At 64.7% G+C, this 21,970-nt stretch carries 18 protein-coding genes; 3 read left to right on the top strand and 15 right to left on the bottom strand.

Annotation, left to right across the window (positions count from 1 at the left end; genetic code table 11):
* Nucleotides 1-41: 41 nt before the first annotated feature.
* The 5 genes from UC34_RS01205 to UC34_RS01185 form a co-directional block, all read right to left on the bottom strand.
* A complete protein-coding gene (locus tag UC34_RS01205) occupies nucleotides 42-1,256 on the bottom strand; it encodes a class I SAM-dependent rRNA methyltransferase (RefSeq protein ID WP_044453349.1) in 1,215 nt (404 codons plus the stop codon).
* Nucleotides 1,257-1,499: 243 nt separating this feature from the next.
* Nucleotides 1,500-2,465 carry a tyrosine recombinase XerC gene (gene xerC, locus UC34_RS01200; protein ID WP_044453348.1) on the bottom strand — a complete coding sequence of 322 codons (966 nt, stop codon included), beginning with the start codon at nucleotides 2,463-2,465 and terminating at the stop codon, nucleotides 1,500-1,502.
* A 1-nt stretch (nucleotide 2,466) separates the two neighbouring features.
* Nucleotides 2,467-3,135, bottom strand: a complete 669-nt coding sequence (locus UC34_RS01195; protein ID WP_044453346.1) for a DUF484 family protein — start codon at nucleotides 3,133-3,135, stop codon at nucleotides 2,467-2,469.
* A gap of 183 nt (nucleotides 3,136-3,318) precedes the next feature.
* Nucleotides 3,319-4,170: a diaminopimelate epimerase gene (gene dapF, locus UC34_RS01190; RefSeq protein ID WP_044457596.1), complete on the bottom strand. Its 852-nt coding sequence runs from the start codon at nucleotides 4,168-4,170 to the stop codon at nucleotides 3,319-3,321.
* A 42-nt stretch (nucleotides 4,171-4,212) separates the two neighbouring features.
* A complete protein-coding gene (locus UC34_RS01185) occupies nucleotides 4,213-5,109 on the bottom strand; it encodes a lipid A biosynthesis lauroyl acyltransferase (RefSeq protein WP_044453343.1) in 897 nt (298 codons plus the stop codon).
* Nucleotides 5,110-5,297: 188 nt separating this feature from the next.
* Between UC34_RS01185 and metK the strand changes: the two genes are divergently transcribed.
* Nucleotides 5,298-6,476, top strand: coding sequence for a methionine adenosyltransferase (gene metK, locus UC34_RS01180; RefSeq protein WP_044453342.1), 1,179 nt, complete (start codon nucleotides 5,298-5,300; stop codon nucleotides 6,474-6,476).
* A gap of 171 nt (nucleotides 6,477-6,647) precedes the next feature.
* Nucleotides 6,648-7,868, top strand: a complete 1,221-nt coding sequence (locus UC34_RS01175; protein ID WP_044453341.1) for an ISL3 family transposase — start codon at nucleotides 6,648-6,650, stop codon at nucleotides 7,866-7,868.
* A 66-nt stretch (nucleotides 7,869-7,934) separates the two neighbouring features.
* Here UC34_RS01175 and UC34_RS01170 read toward each other — a convergent pair whose 3' ends face one another.
* Together UC34_RS01170 and UC34_RS01165 are read right to left on the bottom strand one after the other, a co-directional pair.
* Nucleotides 7,935-9,323 carry a coniferyl aldehyde dehydrogenase gene (locus UC34_RS01170; RefSeq protein WP_052811241.1) on the bottom strand — a complete coding sequence of 463 codons (1,389 nt, stop codon included), beginning with the start codon at nucleotides 9,321-9,323 and terminating at the stop codon, nucleotides 7,935-7,937.
* 203 nt (nucleotides 9,324-9,526) lie between these two features.
* On the bottom strand, nucleotides 9,527-11,191 hold the full coding sequence (locus UC34_RS01165) for an isovaleryl-CoA dehydrogenase (protein WP_044453340.1): 1,665 nt from the start codon (nucleotides 11,189-11,191) through the stop codon (nucleotides 9,527-9,529).
* A 378-nt stretch (nucleotides 11,192-11,569) separates the two neighbouring features.
* Between UC34_RS01165 and UC34_RS01160 the strand changes: the two genes are divergently transcribed.
* Nucleotides 11,570-13,276 (top strand): GMC family oxidoreductase, encoded by a 1,707-nt coding sequence (locus UC34_RS01160; RefSeq protein ID WP_044453339.1) that lies wholly within the window; start codon nucleotides 11,570-11,572, stop codon nucleotides 13,274-13,276.
* Here the strand turns inward: UC34_RS01160 and UC34_RS01155 are convergent.
* The 8 genes from UC34_RS01155 to UC34_RS01120 form a co-directional block, all read right to left on the bottom strand.
* Complete coding sequence (locus UC34_RS01155; RefSeq protein WP_044453338.1) at nucleotides 13,247-14,155, bottom strand: prepilin peptidase; 909 nt, start codon at nucleotides 14,153-14,155, stop codon at nucleotides 13,247-13,249. The genes UC34_RS01160 and UC34_RS01155 overlap by 30 nt on opposite strands.
* Complete coding sequence (locus UC34_RS01150) at nucleotides 14,155-15,246, bottom strand: type II secretion system F family protein (RefSeq protein WP_044453336.1); 1,092 nt, start codon at nucleotides 15,244-15,246, stop codon at nucleotides 14,155-14,157. The genes UC34_RS01155 and UC34_RS01150 overlap by 1 nt, the downstream gene beginning before the upstream one ends.
* 78 nt (nucleotides 15,247-15,324) lie before the next feature.
* Complete coding sequence (locus UC34_RS01145) at nucleotides 15,325-17,049, bottom strand: GspE/PulE family protein (RefSeq protein ID WP_167370628.1); 1,725 nt, start codon at nucleotides 17,047-17,049, stop codon at nucleotides 15,325-15,327.
* The gene (locus UC34_RS25600) at nucleotides 17,033-17,506 is read right to left on the bottom strand and encodes a hypothetical protein (protein ID WP_044453334.1); all 474 of its coding nucleotides are present in this window, start codon (nucleotides 17,504-17,506) and stop codon (nucleotides 17,033-17,035) included. Before UC34_RS25600 ends, UC34_RS01145 begins: the two co-directional genes overlap by 17 nt.
* The gene (locus UC34_RS01135; protein ID WP_044453333.1) at nucleotides 17,496-18,890 is read right to left on the bottom strand and encodes a type 4b pilus protein PilO2; all 1,395 of its coding nucleotides are present in this window, start codon (nucleotides 18,888-18,890) and stop codon (nucleotides 17,496-17,498) included. The genes UC34_RS25600 and UC34_RS01135 overlap by 11 nt, the downstream gene beginning before the upstream one ends.
* Before the next feature lies 1 nt (nucleotide 18,891).
* Nucleotides 18,892-20,661 (bottom strand): secretin N-terminal domain-containing protein, encoded by a 1,770-nt coding sequence (locus UC34_RS01130; protein WP_084070286.1) that lies wholly within the window; start codon nucleotides 20,659-20,661, stop codon nucleotides 18,892-18,894.
* A 48-nt stretch (nucleotides 20,662-20,709) separates the two neighbouring features.
* Nucleotides 20,710-21,252, bottom strand: coding sequence for a toxin co-regulated pilus biosynthesis Q family protein (locus UC34_RS01125; protein WP_084070284.1), 543 nt, complete (start codon nucleotides 21,250-21,252; stop codon nucleotides 20,710-20,712).
* 39 nt (nucleotides 21,253-21,291) lie between these two features.
* Nucleotides 21,292-21,897, bottom strand: coding sequence for a pilus assembly FimT family protein (locus UC34_RS01120; protein WP_044453331.1), 606 nt, complete (start codon nucleotides 21,895-21,897; stop codon nucleotides 21,292-21,294).
* Between the last annotated feature and the right edge of the window lie 73 nt (nucleotides 21,898-21,970).

The raw sequence follows: 21,970 nt of genomic DNA, 5'->3' as shown, positions 1-21,970 counted from the left end.
CCGGGGGATGTTGGGGTCACGCCCCCCGGCGAAGCGATGGCTCACATGCGTTGCAACCAAAGCCCCTTGAGGTATTCGCCTTCCGGGAATTGCGTGAGCATCGGGTGATCCATGCCTGCCGACAGCCGTCGCAGGATACGCGCGTCGACACCGGCGTCCACCGCAGCGCCCGCCACGATCTTCTGGAACAGATCGGCGTCGATGGCCCCGGAGCACGAGTAGGTCAGCAACTGGCCGCCCGGACGCAGCAGCTTGAAGCCAGCCATGTTGATGTCCTTGTAAGCCCGTGCAGCGCGGTCGACGTGATGCGCCGAGGGTGCGAACTTCGGCGGATCGAGCACGATCATGTCGAAGGTCCGACCTTCTTCGCGCAAGGCGCGCAACGTTTTGAACACGTCGGCATCGCGCCATTGCGCACGGGCGGGGTCGAAACCATTGAGCTCGACGTTGCGGGCGCCAATGGCCAGCGCCTCGCCCGACGAATCGATGGAAAGCACGCTCTGCGCGCCCCCAGCCAGCGCCGCCAGCGAAAAACCACCGGTGTAGCAGAAGCAGTTCAGCACATCGCGGCCCCGGGCCTGTTGCTGAACGAGCAGGCGATTATCGCGCTGGTCGACGTAGAAGCCGGTCTTGTGGCCGTGGCGCACGTCGACGTAATACTTCACGCCGTTCTCATGGGTCGTCAGCAACTCGGGCGCTTCGGGCGGCTCCGCGCCCGCCAGCACGCCGGTGAGGCTCGGCAGGCCTTCGCGCTCACGCACGGCGGCGTCCGAGCGTTCGTAGACATTCGGGCAACCGGTGGCGCCGACCAGCGCCTTCGTGATGGCGTCTTTCCAGGCCTCCACGCCCGCCGCCATGAACTGGCATACGAGCTGGTCGTTCGCCGGTTGCCCCGGCGCGGATTGATAGCGGTCGACGATCAGGCCCGGCAACCCGTCGGCCTCGCCGAAGATCAGACGCGTGGCGCCGGTGTCCCGCACCATGGCCTCGCGATAGGCGAGCGCCGCCGACACGCGGCGCTTGAAGAATGCATGATCGACCGGCTCGTTCTCCGCGAACGTCCACACGCGCGCGCGAATGGCCGAGACCGGGCTGAATGCGGCGCGCGCAAGAAAGCGGCCATCGGCGGCACGCACCACGACCGTCGCGCCGGATGCCGGATTGCCGTCCACACGGGCCACGGCGGTCGCGTAAATCCAGGGATGGCGGCGCAGCAAGGACTTTTCTTTGCCGGGCTTGAGGGTCAAGGTATTCATGCGGGACGGACCAACGGTTGCCTACGGTTGCATACGGGGGTGACGGCAAGTCTCGCGGCGCGGCGCCTGGCACCAGACGCGATGCGGCGGGCGCGGCGCATGCACGGCATAGGTGACATGCGGGACTTGCTGGAAAGGACGCGATTCTACACCGACTCGCGTTGCCGACCGTCGGATCGGTCGGGACGGTTCGGAAAGCCGCGAAACGTGCCGGCACCGCAGGGCGAGCGCTCCGGCAATCGCTCAGGGCTTCTTGCGCGAGCGCGGGTGCGCCTGGTCGTAGACCTTCGCCAGATGCTGGAAGTCGAGCTTGGTGTAGATCTGCGTGGTCGAGATATTGCTGTGGCCGAGCATTTCCTGCACGGCGCGCAGATCGCCCGACGATTGCAGCACGTGCGTGGCGAACGAGTGGCGCAGCATGTGCGGATGAACGTGGGTTGGCAGGCCCGCGGCGAGCGCGTGACGCGCCAGCCCCTGCTGCACGGCCCGCGCGCCGATGCGCTGGCCGCGCGAGGAAAGAAATAGGGCATGAGGCTCGGCCGACGCCAGCGCCGCGCGCATCTCCAGCCACTGCGCCAGCGCCTGCGCGGCCTTCTCGCCGACCGGCACGCGGCGCCGCTTGTTCCCCTTGCCGGTCACCACGACTTCGCGCTCGGCCAGGTCCAGCCAGCTCGCGGAGCGGTAGCCGTCGGCCTCCACATAACGATGATCGAGCCCCGTGAGCTCCGACAAGCGCAGCCCGGACGAATACAGCAGTTCGAACATCGCCCGGTTGCGCACGGCTTCGGCAGACGTGCCCGTCTCGAACTCGACGAGCGCCGAGGCCTGATCGGGCGAGAGCGCCTTGGGCAGCGGTTTGGGTTGTTTGGGTGCGCGCACGCCCTCGACGGGATTGGCCGCCAGCGTCGTGCGCTGGGCCAGCCACGCGAAGTAGCCGCGCCAGACGGAGAGCTTGCGGGCGATGGAGCGACCGACCAGTCCCTCGCCGTGCATCTTCATGACGAAGCGGCGAATGTCGCCGTGCTGCAACGATTCGAGCGGACGATCGTTGGCGAGACGCTGCAACTGACGCAGGTCCCGCGTGTAGTTTTCCAGCGTGAGCGTGGCGAGCTTGCGCTCGCTGGCCAGCGATGTGAGGTAAGTGCGGATGCCCGGCTGGAGCGGGGTCTGGTCGGACGTATCGTCCTCGACCGGGAATCCGGACGACATCTCAGTCGTCGGCGCGCAGCTTGCCGAGCGCAGCGCCGGCCAACTCGCCGATCTGCGTCAGGAAGTCGGTTGCCATGCCTTCGTGGAAACGGCGGGCGTCGTCCGAGCCCATGACGAGCAGGCCGAAGACCGGGCCGTCAACCACTTGCGGGTCGCGCAGTGCGAGCAACGCGACGGAGGCCGGATCGCTCGGCGCGCCCAGCCACGTCACGGCTTCGAAACCGGTATTCGCGCCGCAATACGGCGTGGCGAGGCTCGCCGCAAAGATCTTCACCTCTTCGCTCACGCTGCGCGCGAACTCCGCCGGTTGATACGGGGCGGCGACATTCCACAGACGCACGGCGGCGAACGGCACGCTGAAGACGTCGCGCAGACCGCGGGCGATGGCCTCGGGCAGTGCGTGCGGATCGCGCTCGCCCAGCAGGCCGAGGGTCCAGCGGTGCAATTTTCCCGAGATATCGTCGTTTTCGTGGCCGTAGCGCATCAGTTCGGCGAGGCGTCGCTCGATCTGCTTGGTCTTCTCGCGCTGCATCTCGATCTGACGTTCCTGCAGCGACACGGCACGCTGGCCGTGCGGGCTCGTGAGCCGTACACCCGCGAGCAACTCGGCGTGGCGTTCGAAGAAGTCAGGATGCGCGATCAGGTATTCGGCAATATCTCGGTCGTTCATGAATGTCCGTCTGCTATTCGTCAACTGCCGCCCGCCGCCCCGTGGTGTCATTCACAAGGAAGGCGAGCGGCTGCCAGGGTCGCTAAATCAGAATCCTCGGATCCGTCTCTTACCAGTGACTTTACTGCGTGGGCCATGCTGATTCGGCCGTGCTGATTCAGCCGTACTGCATCAGGCAACCAATTAAATCTCGATGGTGCCCTCGAAGACCGTGGCCGCCGGCCCCGTCATGATGACCGGGCCGCTTGCGCCGTCCCAATCGATGGTGAGCGTGCCGCCGTGCGTCTCGATGGCGACCGGCGCCTTGAGCAGCCCCCGACGGATCCCCGCCACGGCGGCCGCACAGGCGCCGGTGCCGCAGGCGAGCGTCTCACCCGCGCCGCGCTCGAACACGCGCAGACGGGCTTCGTGCGGCGACACCACTTGCAGGAACCCGGCGTTCACGCGGCGCGGGAAGCGCCGGTGACGCTCGACGAGCGGGCCATCCGTCTCGACGGGCGCCGTGTCGACGTTATCGACCACCTGCACGGCATGCGGGTTGCCCATGGAGACGACGGAAATCCAGGTCGTCCTGCCGCCCACATCCAGCGGCCAGAGTGTGTCGTCGCCCTCGCGACGGCCCTCCAGGCCGGCGGCATCGAACGGTACGTCCGACGGCGTGAGAATCGGTGCGCCCATATCCACGCTGACCTGACCGTCTTCGCGCATCGTGAGCGTGATCACGCCCTGCTGCACCTCGACACGCACCGTGCGCTTGTCCGTGAGCCCCGTGTCGCGCACGAATTTGACGAAGCAGCGCGCCCCATTGCCGCAATGCTCGACCTCGCCACCGTCCGCGTTGAAGATGCGATAGCGGAAGTCCACGCCGGGCAAGCCCGAGCGCTCCACGAGCAACAACTGGTCCGCGCCGACGCCGAAATGGCGATCGGCGAGCGCACGCCACTGTTCGGGCGTGAAATCGATGGTCTGCGAGATGCCGTCGATCACGACAAAGTCGTTCCCGGCGCCCTGCATCTTGGTGAATTTGAGCTTCATGCCGCTATTGTAGTGGAGAAGGTCGACGCGCATCCGGTGTCGTCAATAGACGCCCGGCTCGCCCGGGGGGCGCGTCTTGAAGCGCTTGTGGACCCAGTAATACTGCTCCGGCATCTTGAGGATCTGCGCTTCCAGGAATTCGTTCATGCGGCGGGCATCGGCGTCCGGGTCGCCGCTCGGGTAATTCTCCCAAATGGGGAACACCTTGAGCCGATAGCCCTTGAAATTCGGCAGCACCTCGCCGATGAACGGCAGGATCTGCGCCCGGCCGACTTCGGCCAGTCGCGACACGGAGGTCAGCGTGCAGGCCTGCATCCCGAAAAACGGCACGAACGTGGAGTTTCGCGCGCCATAGTCCATGTCGGCCGCGAGCATGACGGGCTTCTTCTTCCGGAACATGCGCAATACGTCGCGGGCGCTGTCGCCGCGCGGGATCATCTCGGCGTCGAAGCGACCGCGCTGCTCGCGGGCCATGGCGTCGAACGCCGGGTTCGACATCGGCGTGTAGAGCGACGCGCAGGGCCGGCGCAGGGCGTGATTGATGAAAACCGAGGCCGCCTCGATCCCGACGAAGTGAAAGCCCAGCAAAATCGTCGGCGGCATGTCCGGCGCAAGCAGATCCACGGCCGAATCGACTTCGATGAGCCGCTCCAGCTTTTCGGCGCTACCGAACCACTGGACGCTGCGCTCGGCATAGCTGCGGATCGCGTGGACGAAGGACGCCTTGGCCACGCGCTCGCGGGTGGCGTCGTCCCAATGGGGGAAACACAGGCGCAAATTGGTATGGACCACCCGTTTGCGGGAGCTCGGGATCCGGTACAGCACATGCCCGATACCCGCGCCAAAGCGCGCGACCCAGCTATAGGGCAGCAGGTTGAGTCCGCGCAGCAGACCCACGCTCAGGTAATACCCGAGGGATTTCTTGGGAGTGGTTGACATGTCGCAAGCAGGATTTCTTCAGGGGCGTATAATAAGCGACATCGCCGAGTTAACTGACAACTTGCGGGGCGATTCGGATGTGCCACCCTATCGAGGCAGCGCATTCGACCAATTTTCCGCTAAAGCGTCGCCGCTTCCCCTCCGATGACGGCAACGTGAGTCGCCAAATTACGTTAGAGGAGCCAGAAGTGGCGAACGACTATCTCTTTACCTCCGAATCCGTCTCCGAAGGCCACCCGGACAAGGTCGCCGACCAGATTTCCGACGCGGTTCTCGATGCCATCCTGACCCAGGACAAGTACGCGCGTGTCGCTGCGGAAACGCTCTGCAACACGGGTCTCGTCGTGCTCGCGGGGGAAATCACCACGACAGCCACGGTCGACTACCAGCAAGTGGCGCGCGAAACGATCCGCCGCATCGGTTATGACAACACCGACTACGGGATCGACTACAAGGGCTGCGCCGTGCTGGTCGCCTACGACCGCCAGTCGCCGGACATCGCCCAGGGCGTGGATCGCGCGCATGACGACAACCTCGATCAGGGCGCTGGCGATCAGGGCCTGATGTTCGGTTACGCCTGCGACGAAACGCCGGAACTCATGCCGCTGCCGATCTACCTGTCGCACCGTCTGGTCGAGCGCCAGTCGCAAGTGCGTCGCGACGGCCGTCTGCCGTGGCTGCGCCCGGACGCCAAGTCCCAGGTCACGATCAAGTACGAAAACGGTCGTCCGCACAGCATCGACACCGTCGTGCTGTCGACGCAGCACCATCCGGACATCGGTCTGGAAGCGCTGCGCGAAGCCGTCATCGAGGAAGTCATCAAGCCGGTGCTGCCGGCCGACCTCATCAAGGGCGACATCAAGTTCCTGGTGAACCCGACCGGCCGTTTCGTGATCGGTGGCCCGCAGGGCGACGCCGGCCTCACGGGCCGCAAGATCATCGTCGACACGTACGGCGGTGCCGCACCGCACGGCGGCGGCGCCTTCTCGGGCAAGGACCCGTCCAAGGTCGACCGCTCGGCAGCCTACGCTGGCCGTTACGTCGCGAAGAACATCGTGGCTGCCGGTCTGGCCTCGAAGTGCGTGATTCAGGTCTCGTACGCCATCGGCGTGGCGCGCCCGACGTCGGTCATGGTCAACACGTTCGGTACGGGCAAGATCAGCGATCAGCGCATTGCCGAACTGGTCGAGAAGCACTTCGACCTGCGTCCGAAGGGCATCATCCAGATGCTCGACCTGCTGCGTCCGATCTATGAGAAGACCGCTGCTTACGGCCACTTCGGCCGCGAAGAGCCGGAATTCTCGTGGGAAGCCACCGATCGTGCCGACGCCCTGCTGGCCGACGCCGGTCTGCGCGCAGTCGCCTGATTCGACGCCACGCCTGATGGGCGATGCCGGTGCAAACCGGCGTCTGTCCCGCCAAAACCCCCGCTCGGGTCACACCGGCGGGGGTTTTGTTTGGTTCATCGTGGAAAACCGTGGAGGTTTTCAAGGCAATTGATAATCTGACGCCAATAGAGACGGTGTTCGGAGGAGCAATTGCTAGATCGAAAAGCGCTGGAAGCCCTCGGTTGCTGGACGGGATACCGAGTTGAGCGAGTGGAGTGGCCTTCGCAGGACAGTCGGACACTGTCGTTGTATCTGAAGCCATTAAGCCGAGTGATGCTGTGCGAGCAATGCGGCAAGCGTTGCTCGCAGATCCACGAGACGACGGTGCGCCGGGTTCGGGATCTTCCCTTGTTTGAATATCGAGTGGTGCTGCATGTGCCGCGTCGTCGGCTTTGGTGCGAGCACTGTGGTGGCCCGAGGCTGGAGAAATTGGACTGGCTCGGGCGCTACCAACGGGTCACAGCGCGCTTTGCCAAGGCCTGTGAAATTCTGCTCAAGTCGACCAATGTCCAGGCCGTTGCAGCGTTCTACGGTTTGGATTGGCATACCGTTAAAGCGATCGACAAAGCGAGTTTGCGAGCAAGCATCGCCGAGCCGGATTGGACACAGGTTCGATATTTGGCGATGGACGAATTCGCTCTGCACAAGGGCCACCGTTACGCCACGGTGGTGGTCGAGCCGCTCAGTCGGCAGGTGCTATGGATTGGGAATGGCCGTTCGCGTGAAACTGCCCGAGCCTTCTTTGACCAGCTTCCCGAGGGCGTTGCAGAGCATATCGAGGCTGTTGCCATCGATATGACAACGGCCTACGAGTTGGAAATCAAGGCGAACTGCCCGCAAGCCGAAATCGTCTACGACTTGTTCCATGTCGTTGCCAAATACGGACGCGAAGTGATCGACCGGGTCCGAGTCGATCAGGCCAACCGACTCCGAGATGACCGGCCAGCACGCAAAGTCCTCAAATCAAGCCGCTGGCTGCTCTTACGCAATCAAAAGAATCTACGGCCGGAACAGTCCGTGCACCTGAGTGAGCTGCTGCAAGCCAACCAGCCTCTGTTGTGCGTCTATTTGCTACGAGACGAACTCAAGCGACTGTGGTTCTACCGAAAGCCAGCTTGGGCGCAAAAGGCATGGGAGCAGTGGATTACTCAAGCCAACGACAGCGGTATCGCTGCGCTGAAACTATTTGCGCAGCGCCTGCAAGGCTATTGGCACGGCATCCTGGCCCGCTGCCGACACCCACTTAACACCAGCGTCGTTGAAGGCATCAACAACACCATCAAGGTCATCAAGCGCCGGGCATACGGCTACCGTGACGAGGAATATTTCTTCCTCAAAATCCGCGCAGCTTTCCCCGGCAATCCACGATGAACCTTTTGTTTTGGGGAGATGGCCGACGGTCGCCGCACGCTCACCGGCGTTCACGCGGCAGGGCATTCACCGGATCAATTGCCGGATCATCGCGGCGAACACCTTGCCGTAGGGCGGGTTGAGCAATCCGGCGCCGTTCCAGCGCGCCTGACGGAAGATGGGCTTCTCCTTGGAGAACGTGCGAAAGCCCGCTTCGCCGTGATATCCCCCCATCCCTGACGGCCCCACGCCGCCAAAGGGCAGCGAATGTTCGGCAACGTGCAACAGCGTGTCGTTGATGGTCACGCCCCCCGAAATCGTGCCGTTCACCACCCTGTCGATGCGCGTGCTATCGGTATCGAACACGTACAACGCGAGCGGTCGCGGCCGCTCGTTCACGTAGGCAATGGCGGCCTCCAGATCGTCGTAGGGCACCACCGGCAACAGCGGCCCGAAGATCTCCTCGCGCATCACACGCATGCCATCGTGCACGCCCGTGAGCACGACCGGCGGCAAGCGCCTGCGCGAGGCCTGCGGCGCAGCGTCGAAAAGCGCATGCGACGTTGCCCCCTGCGCAGCCGCCTCGCTCGCCAGTCCAGTCAGACGCTCGAAGTGCCGCGCCGACACGATGCTCGTGTACTGCGGATTGTTCACGGCATCGGGGTACATTCGCGCCGCCACCCGGCGCGCAGTCGCGACGAAACTGTCGAGCTTCTCACGAGGCACGAGCACGTAATCGGGGGCGACGCATGTCTGCCCGGCGTTGAGCAGCTTGCCGAGCATGATGCGCTCCACCGCATGCTCCCAGCGCGCGCCCGGGCCGATGATGGCGGGCGACTTGCCGCCCAGCTCCAGCGTCACCGGCGTGAGATGCTCGCTCGCCGCACGCATCACGTGATGCCCGATGGACGTCGCGCCCGTGAACAGCAGATGGTCGAACGGCAGCGTCGAGAAAGCGCGTGCGACCTGTGCGTCGCCAGTGACCACCGTCACCCACTCCGGCGCAAACGTTTCAGCAACGGCCGAGGCAAAGACTTCCGCGAAACGCGGTGTGACCTCGGACACTTTGATCATGACGCGATTGCCCGCAGCCAACGCATCCGTCAATGGACCGACCGCAAGAAACAGCGGGTAATTCCAGGGCACGATGACGCCGACGACACCCAAGGGCTGCGGCACCACAGCCTGACGCGCAGGCAACAGCCATAGATTCGCCCAGCCTTGCGAGCCACGCATCCAGCCACGCGTATGAGATAGCGCATGCTTCAGATTTCCCAGCGACGGGAACAGTTCGAGCATGTCCGTTTCCTGTATCGAGCGTCCGCTGAAGTCGGCGTCGATGGCCTTCGCCAATGGCTCGCGATACTTGTGCAGCATCGCTTGCAACGCCTTCAGGTGGCGCTTTCGCGTCGGCCAGTCGACGTGCGGCGCGGCGTTGTGCGCATGCCGCATCGCTTCGAAGCGCGGCAGCAGCATCGCACGCGCCAGGTCGTCGTCGGTGGAGACGTCCAGTGTCGACGCCGGATGCCGTTCACCCGTCGGCCCGCCCGGCTCATCCTTGTGTCCCATGCGTATCCTCCCTGCCGCTGTCGAAGTCTTGTGATGATGTGACGCGATGTGAATCGTGAATTGTGAATTGAACATTGAGCATTGCGAGATACGCATGCGCAGCACCCGCGTCATCCGGGAAACGCCCGGTCGAGCCATGCGCGCTGCACACCGGCGGCGAGCGTATCGGGCATCACGCCGTACACGCGCCCGCCGAGGTTAGAAAACCGGCTCTCGATGAAACCATGCGCCAAATCGGTCGGCGCATGCTCCAGCAGCAGCGCAGCCTGTGCGAGCAACACGATCTGTTGCGCAATGGCCCGCGCGCGCACTGCATGCGTTGCCGGGTCCGCCGCGAGCCAGCCATGCAACTGTGCGAGCGCGGCACGCAGCGCGGGGTGCGACCCTGTGCGCTCGGCGAGCCAGTGGAACCAGCTTTGCGCCACGTCCGGCTCGCGGCTCATGGCCCGCAATACGTCCAGACACATCACATTGCCCGAGCCTTCCCAGATTGAATTGACGGGCGCCTCGCGATACAGCCGCGCGAGCGGGCCCGTCTCCACATACCCGTTGCCGCCCCACACTTCCATGCATTCACCGGCCAGTTCCAGCGCGCGCTTGCACACCCAGAACTTCGCCGCCGGCAACACGACGCGGCGCCACGCACGTTGCAGCGGGGAATCGTCGTCGACGGCCCCCGCATCGAACGCCTGTGCGAGGCGCATCGCCAGCCAGGTCGCGGCTTCGGATTCCAGCGCGAGATCCGCGAGCACCGTGGTCATCAGATCCTGATCGACGAGCTTCGCGCCGAATGCCACGCGGTGGCGCGCGTGATGCGTTGCCTGCACCACGCCCGTGCGCATCATCGCCGCACTGCCGATCACACAGTCGAGCCGCGTGTACGTCGCCATTTCGATGATGGTGGGGATGCCGCGTCCCGGCGCACCGACACGCACGCCGTAAGCATCCTGAAATTCGACCTCGCTGCTCGCATTCGACCGGTTCCCCAACTTGTCTTTGAGACGCTGGATTTGTACGGCGTTCTTGCCGCCATCGGGCGTGTAACGCGGCACGAAGAAGCACGACAGCGCGTCGCTGTCGTGCTCACGCGCGAGAACGAGATGGGCGTCGCACTGCGGTGCGGAGAAGAACCACTTGTGCCCGACGAGCGAGAACGTGCCGTCGCCGCGATCAGCGGCGAGCGTCGTGTTGGTGCGCACGTCCGAGCCGCCCTGCTTTTCCGTCATGCCCATGCCGATGAGGATGGCGTGCTTCTGCGCAAGCGGCACATCGCGCGGATCGTGCTGCGGCGCAAGCAACTTGTCCTTGAGGCTCGCGAAAAGCGCAGGTTCGCGGGCGAGCACGGGAATGCTCGCGAAGGTCATCGTGGTCGGGCATAGCGAGCCGGCTTCGTTCTGCGCGTGCAGGAAATACGACGCCGTGCGCGCCGCCATCGCCCCGCCACGCGGCTGCGCCCATGGCAGCGACTGCAACTGCGCCCCGCGCAACAGTCCCATGAGCGAATGCCACGCCGGATGGAACTCGACTCGGTCGATCCGATTGCCTTGCGAATCGAAGGATTGCAGTTCCGGGGCGTGGCGATTGGCGTCGTGCGCCCATTGCTGCACCTCAGCCTCGCCCAGACGCGCGCCCTGACGATGCAGTTCCCTCGCATGCCAGTCGGCGTCGAACGCGGCCACAGCGCCTTGCAGCGCCGCGTCGGTGGCGTACAGGTTGTAATCCGTGAGCGGCGGCACCTGATTGGTGACGTCGTGCGTCTGCCAGAGCTCGGTCATCGGTGTCTCCTCTGTCTCCCATGCCGGCCTCGGTGCTGTCCCTCACGTCGTCTATCCGTGCTCGGTATGCCAACCATGGGACGGTCACCGCAAGTCGATCATTTCATCATAGCGCTCATGCTCCCGAGTTCCCTCAAATTAGAGGAATGCTTCACTTCGCCCCCGGGCGGCCCCGTTGTCTGCCTACAATGGGTGCCACCGCAAAGTGACAACGGGTAGCGTCCGCACAGAACACAACCGTCACTTACCTCGCGGGACAGCAGCAACGTGCAGCGCAACGACGCACGCCACGGCATCGCAAAAATATACGAGAAGCAAAAGCAGCGAACGCATTCAACACTGCCGTTGAAGCAATGCCATCCAAGGGAGGATGACCGCATGGACTACGACTACGTCATTGTCGGCGGCGGTTCGGCCGGCTGCGCCCTGGCCGCACGACTGGCGGACGGTCTGCCCGAGCGCACGATCGCGCTCGTGGAGGCGGGCCCGCCCGATAACAGCTTCCTTGTGCGCCTGCCGCTCGGTCTCGCCGCGCTGGTGCCGTTTGCGTCGCGCCGCAACTACGGTTATCGCACGACGCCGCAGGCCGGGCTGGGAGGACGCCAGGGCTACCAGCCGCGAGGACGCGGCCTCGGCGGCTCCAGTTCGATCAACGCGATGATCTACACGCGCGGTCATCCCGACGACTACAACGACTGGGCGGCCGCCGGTTGTACCGGGTGGGCGTGGGACGACGTGCTGCCTTACTTCCGTCGCAACGAGAACAACGAGCGCGGCGCCAATGCGTGGCATGGCGTCGGCGGCCCGCTCAACGTCGCCGATCTGCAGACCGTCAATCCATTCTCCCGACACTATGTCGACGCCGCGCGAGAAGCCGGATTCCCCGTGAGCGAAGACTTCAACGGCGAGCATTACGAAGGCGCGGGCATCTACCAGGTCACGCAGAAAGGCGGCCAACGATGGAACGCCGCGCGCGCCTATCTGCACGGCAAGGCGCGCGCGAATCTGCACGTGATCACCGACGCGCTCGTGCAGCGCATCGTCTTCGACGGCAAGCGCGCCGTCGGCATCAAGCTGCAACGCCACGGCGCGGTGCAGACCCTTCGTGCACGTGCGGAAGTCGTGCTGAGCGCCGGGGCATTCAACTCGCCGCAATTGCTGATGTGCTCGGGCATCGGTCCTGCCGAGCAACTTCGCGCGCATGGGGTGGAGGTGCGTGTCGACGCGCCCGGGGTCGGCGAGAACTTGCAGGACCACATCGACTTCATCATCAACAAGTACGTCGCGCATCCCGAGCTCGTCGGCTACACGCCCGCCGGCCTGTGGCATCTGTTCACACAGGGATTGCAGTATCTGCGCGACCGGCGTGGCCTGTTCGCGAGCAATGTCGCCGAGGCGGGCGGATTTCTCAAGAGCGATCCGTCACTTACGCGACCCGACTTGCAGATGCACTTTCTCGTGGGCATCTGCGACAACCATAACCGGCGGCCACACCTGCGGCGCGGCATGTCGCTGCACGCCTGCGTGCTTCGCCCGAAGAGCCGCGGACGCGTCACGCTCGCCTCCGCCGACATGCGCGACGCCCCGCTGATCGACCCCGCATTCCTGAGCGCGCAGGAAGACGTCGACACGTTGCTGCGCGGCGCGCGCGTCATCCGGCGCATTCTCGCCGCGCCGTCGCTCGCCAGGTTCGGCGGCGAAGAGTTGCATAGCCGGGGCGTGGAATCCGACGAAGCCCTCACCGCGCTGATTCGCGCGCGGGCGGACACGATCTATCATCCGGTCGGCACGTGTCGGATGGGCGCTGACGCGCATTCGGTCGTGGACACCGAACTGCGCGTGCGCGGCGTCGAAGGACTGCGGGTGGTGGACGCCTCGATCATGCCGACGCTCATCGGCGGCAACACGAACGCGCCGTCGATGATGATCGGCGAGAAGGCCGCGGATCTGATGCTGGCGAGCGCAGCCGCAAGCCGTGTGACTGCGCCGGCTGCCAGCGAGACGCCGCATGCGCCTGCCACACAGGCTGTCGCCGCGCTGGCCGAAACGATCCACTCAGGCGTGCGTGTGCAGCCACAGGTTTAGAAAACGCTCGCCCCACAGCGCACTCGCCAACGCGCCCAGCACCAGCCACGGACCGAACGGCAGCGGCTCGCGCAACACGCGCCCGCGCACGAGCCCGAATGCCGCGAAGGCGAGCGTTGCCGCGGTGGCGCCGAACGCCAGCATTGGCGGAATGCCGATCCACCCGAGCCATGCGCCGCAGGCGGCAACGAGCTTCGCATCGCCGCCGCCCAGGCCGTCCTGATGCGTGAGCGCCCGGTAGACAGACTCGATCAGGCGCATCACGCCATACCCCAACGCCGCCCCGAGCACGGCCTCGTCAAGGGGTAATGTCAGCCCCGCCACCGCGCACAGCAGACCGGCCCACAGCAGCGGCAACGTCAGCGCATCCGGCAGCAGACGCGTGTCCATGTCGATGAGGGCAAGCGCAAGCGCCGTCGCGCCGAAACCGCACCACGCGAGCATTGCACCGTATTGGCTCATCGGCACGAATGTCCACGCGAGGACTGCGAACAGCGCGCCGACCGACAGTTCCACCAGCGCATAACGGGCAGCGATGCGAGCGCCGCAGGCGGCGCATCGCCCGCGCAACGCCAGGTAGCTGAGGACCGGCAGGTTATGACGCACCGCAATCGGTGTCTCGCAACATGGGCAGCGCGAGGGCGGCCACGCGAGATTGAACGTTGGCGTCACGGGCGGCGTCTGCCCCGACCATGCCGCGATTTCCCGCGCCCATCGCGTCTCCAGCATGTGCGGCAGGCGATGCACGACGACGTTCAGGAAACTCCCGACGAACAGTCCCAGCGTCGCCATGACGGCGACCACCCCTTCACGCGGCAGGTTGCGAAAAGCCTCCAAGGCTTCCGAGGCACCCCATAGGCAATCGATGAAAGCGGCCATCAGAACATTGACTGCGCGTACTCGCCCGCCGCATGGCCGATTTGCAGCATGCCGCCGACGGTGAAGATGATCGTCAGGCCCACCAGGGCGAGCAGCACCGAGCGCAGCGTCGCCGAGCGCGCCTTGATGCGCTCGGCAACTTCCTCGATGGTCATGAGCCCGATCTTGCGAATGCCGGCGTCGAAATTGGTGCGACCGGCATACTCCACGAGACGGTCGAACACTTCCTCATTGAAGAGGCCGGTGTCCATCGCCTTGATCATGCTGCGCTCGCTTCTGAGCGACGCGCGCATGCGCAGCAAATGCCAGCGCAGCCACGGCGATGCCCGCGCGAGCAACAGCGAGACAGCGTCGAACACCGAGGTCTTGGCGCTCGTGAGCGCCGCGAGCGCCACAAGGAATTCGCCGGCACGAACGTCGCGATACACCGCGTACGGGCCAAAATCGTCGAAGCGCCGACGCAGGGGCCCCGTCCAGCGGCTAAACGACAACGACATGCCCACCACGAGCGCGACGGGCACGCCATAGAGAAGCGGCCACCATGCCGCAACGAAGCCCGACATCGCGTAAAGCCCTGCGCCGACGAGCGGAAACTTCTCAGGCGGCATAATCTCCGTCATGATCGGCATCATGCCGTAGGCCACCCCCAGTTGAATGGCCGCGAGCAGCACCGACATGAAGATCGGCAGCGCCACCGCCCCGGCGATGGCCGCGCGGGTTTGCTGTTGCAGGATCACCACGCGTGCGAGAAAGCGCAACGTGCCGGGCAGGTCGCCTTTTTCACCCGCCGCAATCACCACGAGGTCTTCGTCGGGAATCGTGCCGGCCCACGATTTTTGCAGATTCTTCGAGCTGGCCCGATCACGCCAGACCGCATACAGCGGCGCCATCGGATTGCGCCGCTCTTTCGCCCGCGCATGGCGTCGGGAAAACAGTTCGAACGGATTCGCGCCGTCTTCGATGGCATCCGCGAAATCGCTGTAGAACTTGGCGCGCGTCTTGCGAAAGCGGCGCTTGGCCTTCGTCAAACCGGGATAGGGGTCGCGGGCGGGGGTGAGGTTGGCGAGCAGACGCTTGGCGGCTTCGATCATGGCAGGGAAGGCTGGGAAGGCAAGAAAGGCAAGGAAGGCAGCGACGGTAGACGCGCGTGAGCGTCACGTCACATCACGTCACACGCTGGCAAGCCGCCTCGCTGACGGCGCACTCAACGACGCGGACTGACGAAAAGAGAATTTCTTGAGCTTGCAGAACGCGGCTTCCACGTCGCGGGGATCAACGAGCCCCTGCGACATCTTGTACATGGCGTGCTCCATGGCAGACTTGCCGGTCATGTTCGCGCTGGTGAGATCGCCATCGTGGCATGCACGCCAGTGGCGCTCGGCTTCCCAGAAGTGCCCTTCGCGCAGCAGGTCGAGCAACGCGTCGGACAATTCGCAGACTTCGGCAACGACGGTCTGCCCGCGGGTGCCGCGCCCGTTGCACCGCTCGCAGCCCGGCCCTTCGACGCAAACCTTCGACGTATCGATGCCGAGTGCGCCGATCACCGAGAGCGTGGCGTCGTCGAGCGCCTCGGAGGCAGGCCGCTTGCAGTGGGTGCACAGCACGGGAATCAGTTTCTGGTAGACGATGGCCGTCAGGAAGTTCGGTGACGTGACGGCGGCGAGCGGCATACCGATCTCGTCGCTGACCAGCCGCGTGACGATCCCGAACGCGCTCGAAGCGTGCACCGTCGACAACACCTGATGGCCAGTCTCCGTCATCGACTTGGCGAACGACCCGGTCTCCACGTCGCGGATCTCGCCGGGCATGAGTTTGTCGGGATCGCCTCGCAGCAGGACTTTAGCGGCAGCGCCAAAAGGGGATTCGCCGGGACTGTCCTCCGCGCGACGCTGAATCGGGATCTGCGTCATGTGCGGCTGAATGTATTCGACCGGGTCCTCGATGGAGAAAAATTTCTTGCCGGCGTCGCGCTCGTACGTCATGAGCGTGCGCAACGTCGTGGACTTTCCCGAGCCGGTTTCGCCGGCGATGATCGTGAGGCCGGGGCTGCGATGCACCGCATCTTCGAGAATGTCGACCTGATCGTCGGAATAGCCCAGTTGCGACAACGTGAGCACGTCGCCATCGGTCGCTTCGTTGACCAGCAGGCGCAACACCACGTCCACACCCCGATTCTCCTTCACGCTCTGAAACCGCAACTGATACTTGCGCTGGCGGATCGTCAGCGGAATCGAACAGCTTTGGTGCTGGGCCTCGTCAAAGTGATTGTGGCTGCGGCTGCTCGGATCGGCGCGGGAGTTGTACGCGGCGGACACCGCATCGAGCATGGCGTGATAGTCGCGTGCCAGACGGTCGCTTTCGGCGGCGGTGCGCAACTTGCCGTGAATGCGCATGCGCACGTTCACCTGCCGTCCGTCGCGAAATTCGAAGTGAATGTCCGACGCACCGGCGTCGACCGCGCGCTCGATGATGAGATCGAAATTTCGATACGCTCCCGTGCGTTGCTCGCCGGTCTGGGCGCTGTCGTCGCCCGGTTGTTGCAGCCGGGACTGCATCAGCAGAATCTCTTCGGTGGTGCCGACGTAGATGCCCTCGAGATCGAGGCGATGCTTGGCGCGCACAGCGCGGTCGAAGCGCTCGAGCAAGTCCGACCCTTGCGTGCGCACGAAGGTGGTGTGTTCGAGCAGCATGAGATAGAGACGCGGCTTCATCGCCACGAGCACCAGTGAGCCGTGCTCCGCGCCCGGGAGCGTGATGCCCAGGTCCTGGCGCCAGCCAAGCGTCTGAATGTCGGACTCGCGCAGATCGGTGATGGGATGAACGACAGCGCGCGTTCTGGCACGCGGTCCAAAACGCGCCATCGCGGCGCGAATCCGCTCAGAAATCGTTGCCATGCGAGTGCTCCGGGTCACGGTGACTCGTTTGCACGCTCGACGACGACGCCTCCCCGAAAGCATTGGGTAACAGCAGGCGCTTCTGGCGCGCGCCGTGCCGCATATCGACGTAGTCGTCGCCGATGTTGACGATCTGCCACTCGCCGACCTTGTCGCCCTTGACGACGTTGCGGCCAAAGCGGCCGTCCACGCGCAGATAGGCCACCACGGCGTTCTCGACACCGTAGATGAAGAGCAACTCCGGCGCCACATCGGGACGCGCCGATGTCGCGGAGGCAGGCGCCTTGACATTGCCTGAACCGGCGGCTTCGGCTTGCGCCTGGCGGGCGTCCTGCGCTTCCTGAGAGGCTTTGAGATGGGCACGTGCGAAGGCGTCTATCGTCTCCTCGGCGTGGGCGCTCGCGGGCAACATCACCGAAAGGGTCAGCACGGCGCCCCGAAAAAACTTAATGGACATAGTAGGTTCCTTGTGCGGAGAAGACGGGTTTGCCATCGTCGATCACGATCTTCAGTTCGCCGAGCGACATGTTGCCCGCGCGCATCATCAATCCCGCAACCGAATCGAAGAACGCCAGATGCCCGGCCATCTTCCATTGCCCTTTGGAGATCGGTGGCGGCACGTCGCGACGTGCGGCGACGCCGGGCGGCGCCGGCACCAGCGGCACCGGCATCGTCAGCGCAATGTCCATGCCGTAATCGCCGAGCGCTTGCAATCGCGCCCCGGCAGTGCGAAGGAACTGATTGCGCGGTATCGGGGTCACGCGTGCATCGCCGTCGTCCTCGGCGAAGTCCTCCGTGGCCTGCGTCTTCGCTTTCGTGTGGGCCGTCGCTTCGATGACGGTTTCGTGATTCGGTGACGACTCGCCCTTCGCTGCGCCCGTTTGCGTCGAGTCGGCTGACTCGGGAGGCAACGCGACGATCTCTTTCGCGTGATCCAAATCGACGATCCGGGCATTCGGCCGATGCGAGAGCAGCAAATCGAACGTCCCGCCCTCCTGTCGGCGCCACTCGATGGCGCATTCCCGCCCCTTGCAGTCGATGCTGGCAGGCCGCCATCCGCCCGCATTTGCCGGCAGGTGCTGGATCGCGTACTGCAAATGTCGCGCATACGACGCGCCCGTCGTGAACGGCTCGGCCGCCAGCGCCCGACTTAACGCCGCCTTGTACGCGTCGACCGGATCGACGCGATTGGCAGCGGCGAGCTTTTCGCGCTGCATCGCCTCGTACCACGTCCAACCCCAGTAAGCCGCCCCGCCAATGACGACGAGCGCCGCCATCGTCACGGCAGCGACCCCGATCCGCCGGGCGGGCAATGCCTTGCGCACGGGCTTGAACCGGGCCTGCGCCGGGCCGTCGCGGAGTGCAGCGGCGGCAATGTCGTCGAGCGTGAGCACGACGTCCGCATGCGGAAGGTCCATGCGCGTGACGCCGGCCACGCTCACCGGACCTTCGACTTCGGCAGACCATTGATCGAGACGTTGCCTGAGTTCCGACGCCGGCACCTCCAGATCGAGCTCGGGACGCCGGTCGCGCAGTGTCACGAAAACCGCCTTGGCGGGATCGTCCGGATCGGGGTGGAGGAAGGCGACGTTCGGTCCGTCGACCAGCGTGCCGAGCACGGCGGCCAGCGCGTAGGCCTGCACGGCAGCTTCGGCTTGCGGGCCGTCCGCCATGGAGATCAGGCCGACGGTGCGCGTGCCAGCCCCGTCGTCGGCCACGGCAAAGTGGGAGGCATCGCGGCTGCGCGCGAGGCTGCGGATCTCGGTCATCTCCTTTTCAAGACCGATCAGCGTTTCCCACTGTGCGCCGACGACGAGGCGATTGGACAGGGCGCGCGCCATCTCACACGCCCTCGGTCAGTTCCGGCGAGATCAGAATCACGACCTCGTTGACCCGTTGGCGCGCTTCTTTCGTGCCGCCCTCATAGTGATAGATGCCGTCCCGATCCGTGGTGTCGTCCTTGCGACGGAATCCGCTGAGCACGAGCGTGTCGCCCGACTTGAGCGACGCGCGCTGCATCGTCTGCACCGACGCCGTAAGCGGAAGCTGCATGAACGTGCCGACGCCGAGTCCATCGTCGCCCCGACTACGTCCATCGCCCCGGTCACCTCTGTCGCCGAGCGTCACGCTCGTGCCCGCGCCGCCGTCACCGATGTTTGCCTTGATCTGCGCGCCGCCTGCGCCGCCACCGCTGTCGGATGCCTTGCCGGTGCGCAAATTGATCTTCTCCAGCTTCTTCAGATCGGACATGTCGATCTGCACCTGCAACATCACGCTGCGGTTATCCATGAGCGTTGGCAACAGATTCATGACGAACCCCGTCGTGAGCACCGACTGCTCGGCGGTCACCACCGCCTGTCCGCCATAGCTGCCCGGCGACATCTTGGTTTGCGCCACGAACCCCTGATTCTGGGTAACGGCCACCGGCGCAGGCTGATTGTTCAGCGTGACGACCGTCGTATCGATCACCGTACTCACACGCCCCTGTTGACTGAGCGCACGCAGGAATGCCGTGGAACCCGCCAACCTGCCGTTCGGAATCTTGCTGACGTTGAAACCGCCCTGGCGCGCCATCAGCATGCCGCTGGTGGCCGGCCCACCGAGAGACGCCACGAGACCGCTCGCCGACTGATAGACCAGTGTCCAGTCGATACCCGCCGCCGAATTCTCTTCGAGGCTCACGGAGTACACCTGAACCCGCAGCTTGACTTGACGGCCGAGCACCGCGTTTTCGGCATCGACGAATTGCGCCACACGCGAAATCACGTCCGACGTATCGGTCACGACCAGCGAACTGGTGACGACGGACGGCGTCACGCGACCGCCGGGCGACAGCATGTCGGTGACGGTCTTCACCAGGTCCGTCCAGTAGTCGAGTTCCGACTCGACGGTGACGTTCGCGTCCGCGTTGAAGCTCAGATCGACGCCGCCCGTCGATGCGCCGCCACCGCCGCCACCGCCGCCCGAGGCGCCGCGATCGGCCTTCATTTTCGACGCCTTGCCAACCGACGCCGTGTACGACGAGCTGCCCGGCATCATCTTGATCTGGAAAGTGCGCGTGACATATCGTGCGAATTGCACCACGCCATCGCGATAGGTCCAGTGGGTCCCCGAGCGATGCGCAATGGTGTCGAGCAGGCCTGAGAGCGAGCCGCGATATTGCAACGGTACGGCCGGTTCGCCGCTCTCGGTGCAGTTGATCTGAAAGCGCTTCAGGACACTGCCGCCCCGGTCGCGCACGCCATTTCCCGCCCCGCCGGCATTCGCCTCGCAGGCGACATCGGAGGCGACGCGGATCGTCAGGCCATTGCCTCGCGCGACTTGCGCGAGCAACACGGAGATGGGCAACGCCGCCCCCGTGGAGAAACGCACTTCGCGCTTGAAGAACTCAGGTAACGCGACCGTGGCGTTGACGGCAACGGACTTTCGGGAAAGCCATGCGCCATCCACACGCTCGATGGCGCTGATCGGCGGCGCCGTGTGTGTGTCGAGTGCCGCGCGCGCGTCGTTGCGCGAGCGGGTAATGTTCTCGTCGGTTTGCGACAGCATGCCCGGCGTGCCGCACGCTGTCAGTAACGTGATGGCGCACAACACGCCGAGTCGCATTCTCATGGATGACCGCTTCCGAGGTAGTTCGCCGTGCGCACGGCACGACGCGGATTATTGTGTGGCGTGAACGACGCGCAGCACGCGGTTGGCCTCATAGACCTTCACGCGTATCGGCGCATCGGTGTTCTGGAGCGAGCGCACGATCTGCTCGACGACGCCAAGGAAATCGCCACGAAACGTGGCCGGATACTCGATGGGGAAATCCCGGTCGATTTCCCACGCCAGTTGCCAGCCGTGGCGCTCGGCGTAACGCCGCACGGCCTGCGAGACACGGCCATCCGACGGTCGCATGGCAAGCTCGAACCCGGCTTGCGGCACAGGCGCTGGTGTGGCCTCGGCAAGCGCGGGGGCAGCCACCGGCGCCACTTGGCGCGGCGCGTCGTCCAGCACTTGCCGAGGCAGTCCGCCGACCGGTTCCGCGTCGGGCACGGGCCCCGCGCTGGCGATGCTGCCGACGGACTGCAGCAGAGGCTTGTGGCTCGCGAACATCCACCTGACGTCGGGTTGGGGCGATGCGTCGAACGCGAGCGCCGTACACGGCGCACCGCCGAACATCAACGCGATCAACGCAACACGCATGCGTGAATGAGTCATGTCTTGTCCGCCTTCAAGTCAGATCCCCGTGAACGCCTCTCATCCGGCGATGGTGAATTCGATTTCGGACTGCGTGACGTTGTCCTTGCCGTTGGACTTGCAGTAATCGTTGATCTTGTTGAGTTCGATCTTCGTTCCCGACTTCACTTCCTGCTTGTTGATCGTGAGCGTCGAGAAAAGACCGTTCATCTTGCTGGCGAATTCTTCGCACTGCGCACTCGGGTAACCCACCGACGTCACGGAAACGCCGCTGGACGGATATCCGGTCCCGGGTACCGGCGTGATCGTGATCGCGCCACCAAAACGATTCAGGATTTGCGTGCCGCCTTCGGGACGGTTGAACGGCTCGGCGATCGCCATGTTGCGAATGACGTCGGGCGTTGTCGCCGGCGTCAGCGTGCCGGAGGCCACGGCGTTCTGCACGGCCAATGCCGACATCTGCCAGTCCTTCATTTCCTGCGACAGCTTCACGCTGTTCATCAGGCGGGGTACCCCGACCATGGCCCCTGCCATGATCAGCCCCATGACGGCGACGGCGACCGAGAGTTCGACCAGCGTCACCCCCCGCTGCCGACGCTTGTTCAGGGGTTGCGTCGACAGGGTCTTCAGTTGCGCGATTGCGCTCGCGTCTGTGCGTACGTTCATCTTTGAGTCCGGTTTTTTTGAAGGAATAGAAAGAAATGACGCCACGATCCGAGAGACGTGCTCGTGACGACAG

Source organism: Pandoraea vervacti, from assembly GCF_000934605.2.
GTDB lineage: Bacteria > Pseudomonadota > Gammaproteobacteria > Burkholderiales > Burkholderiaceae > Pandoraea > Pandoraea vervacti.
This window is presented reverse-complemented; position numbering and strand designations above follow the sequence as displayed.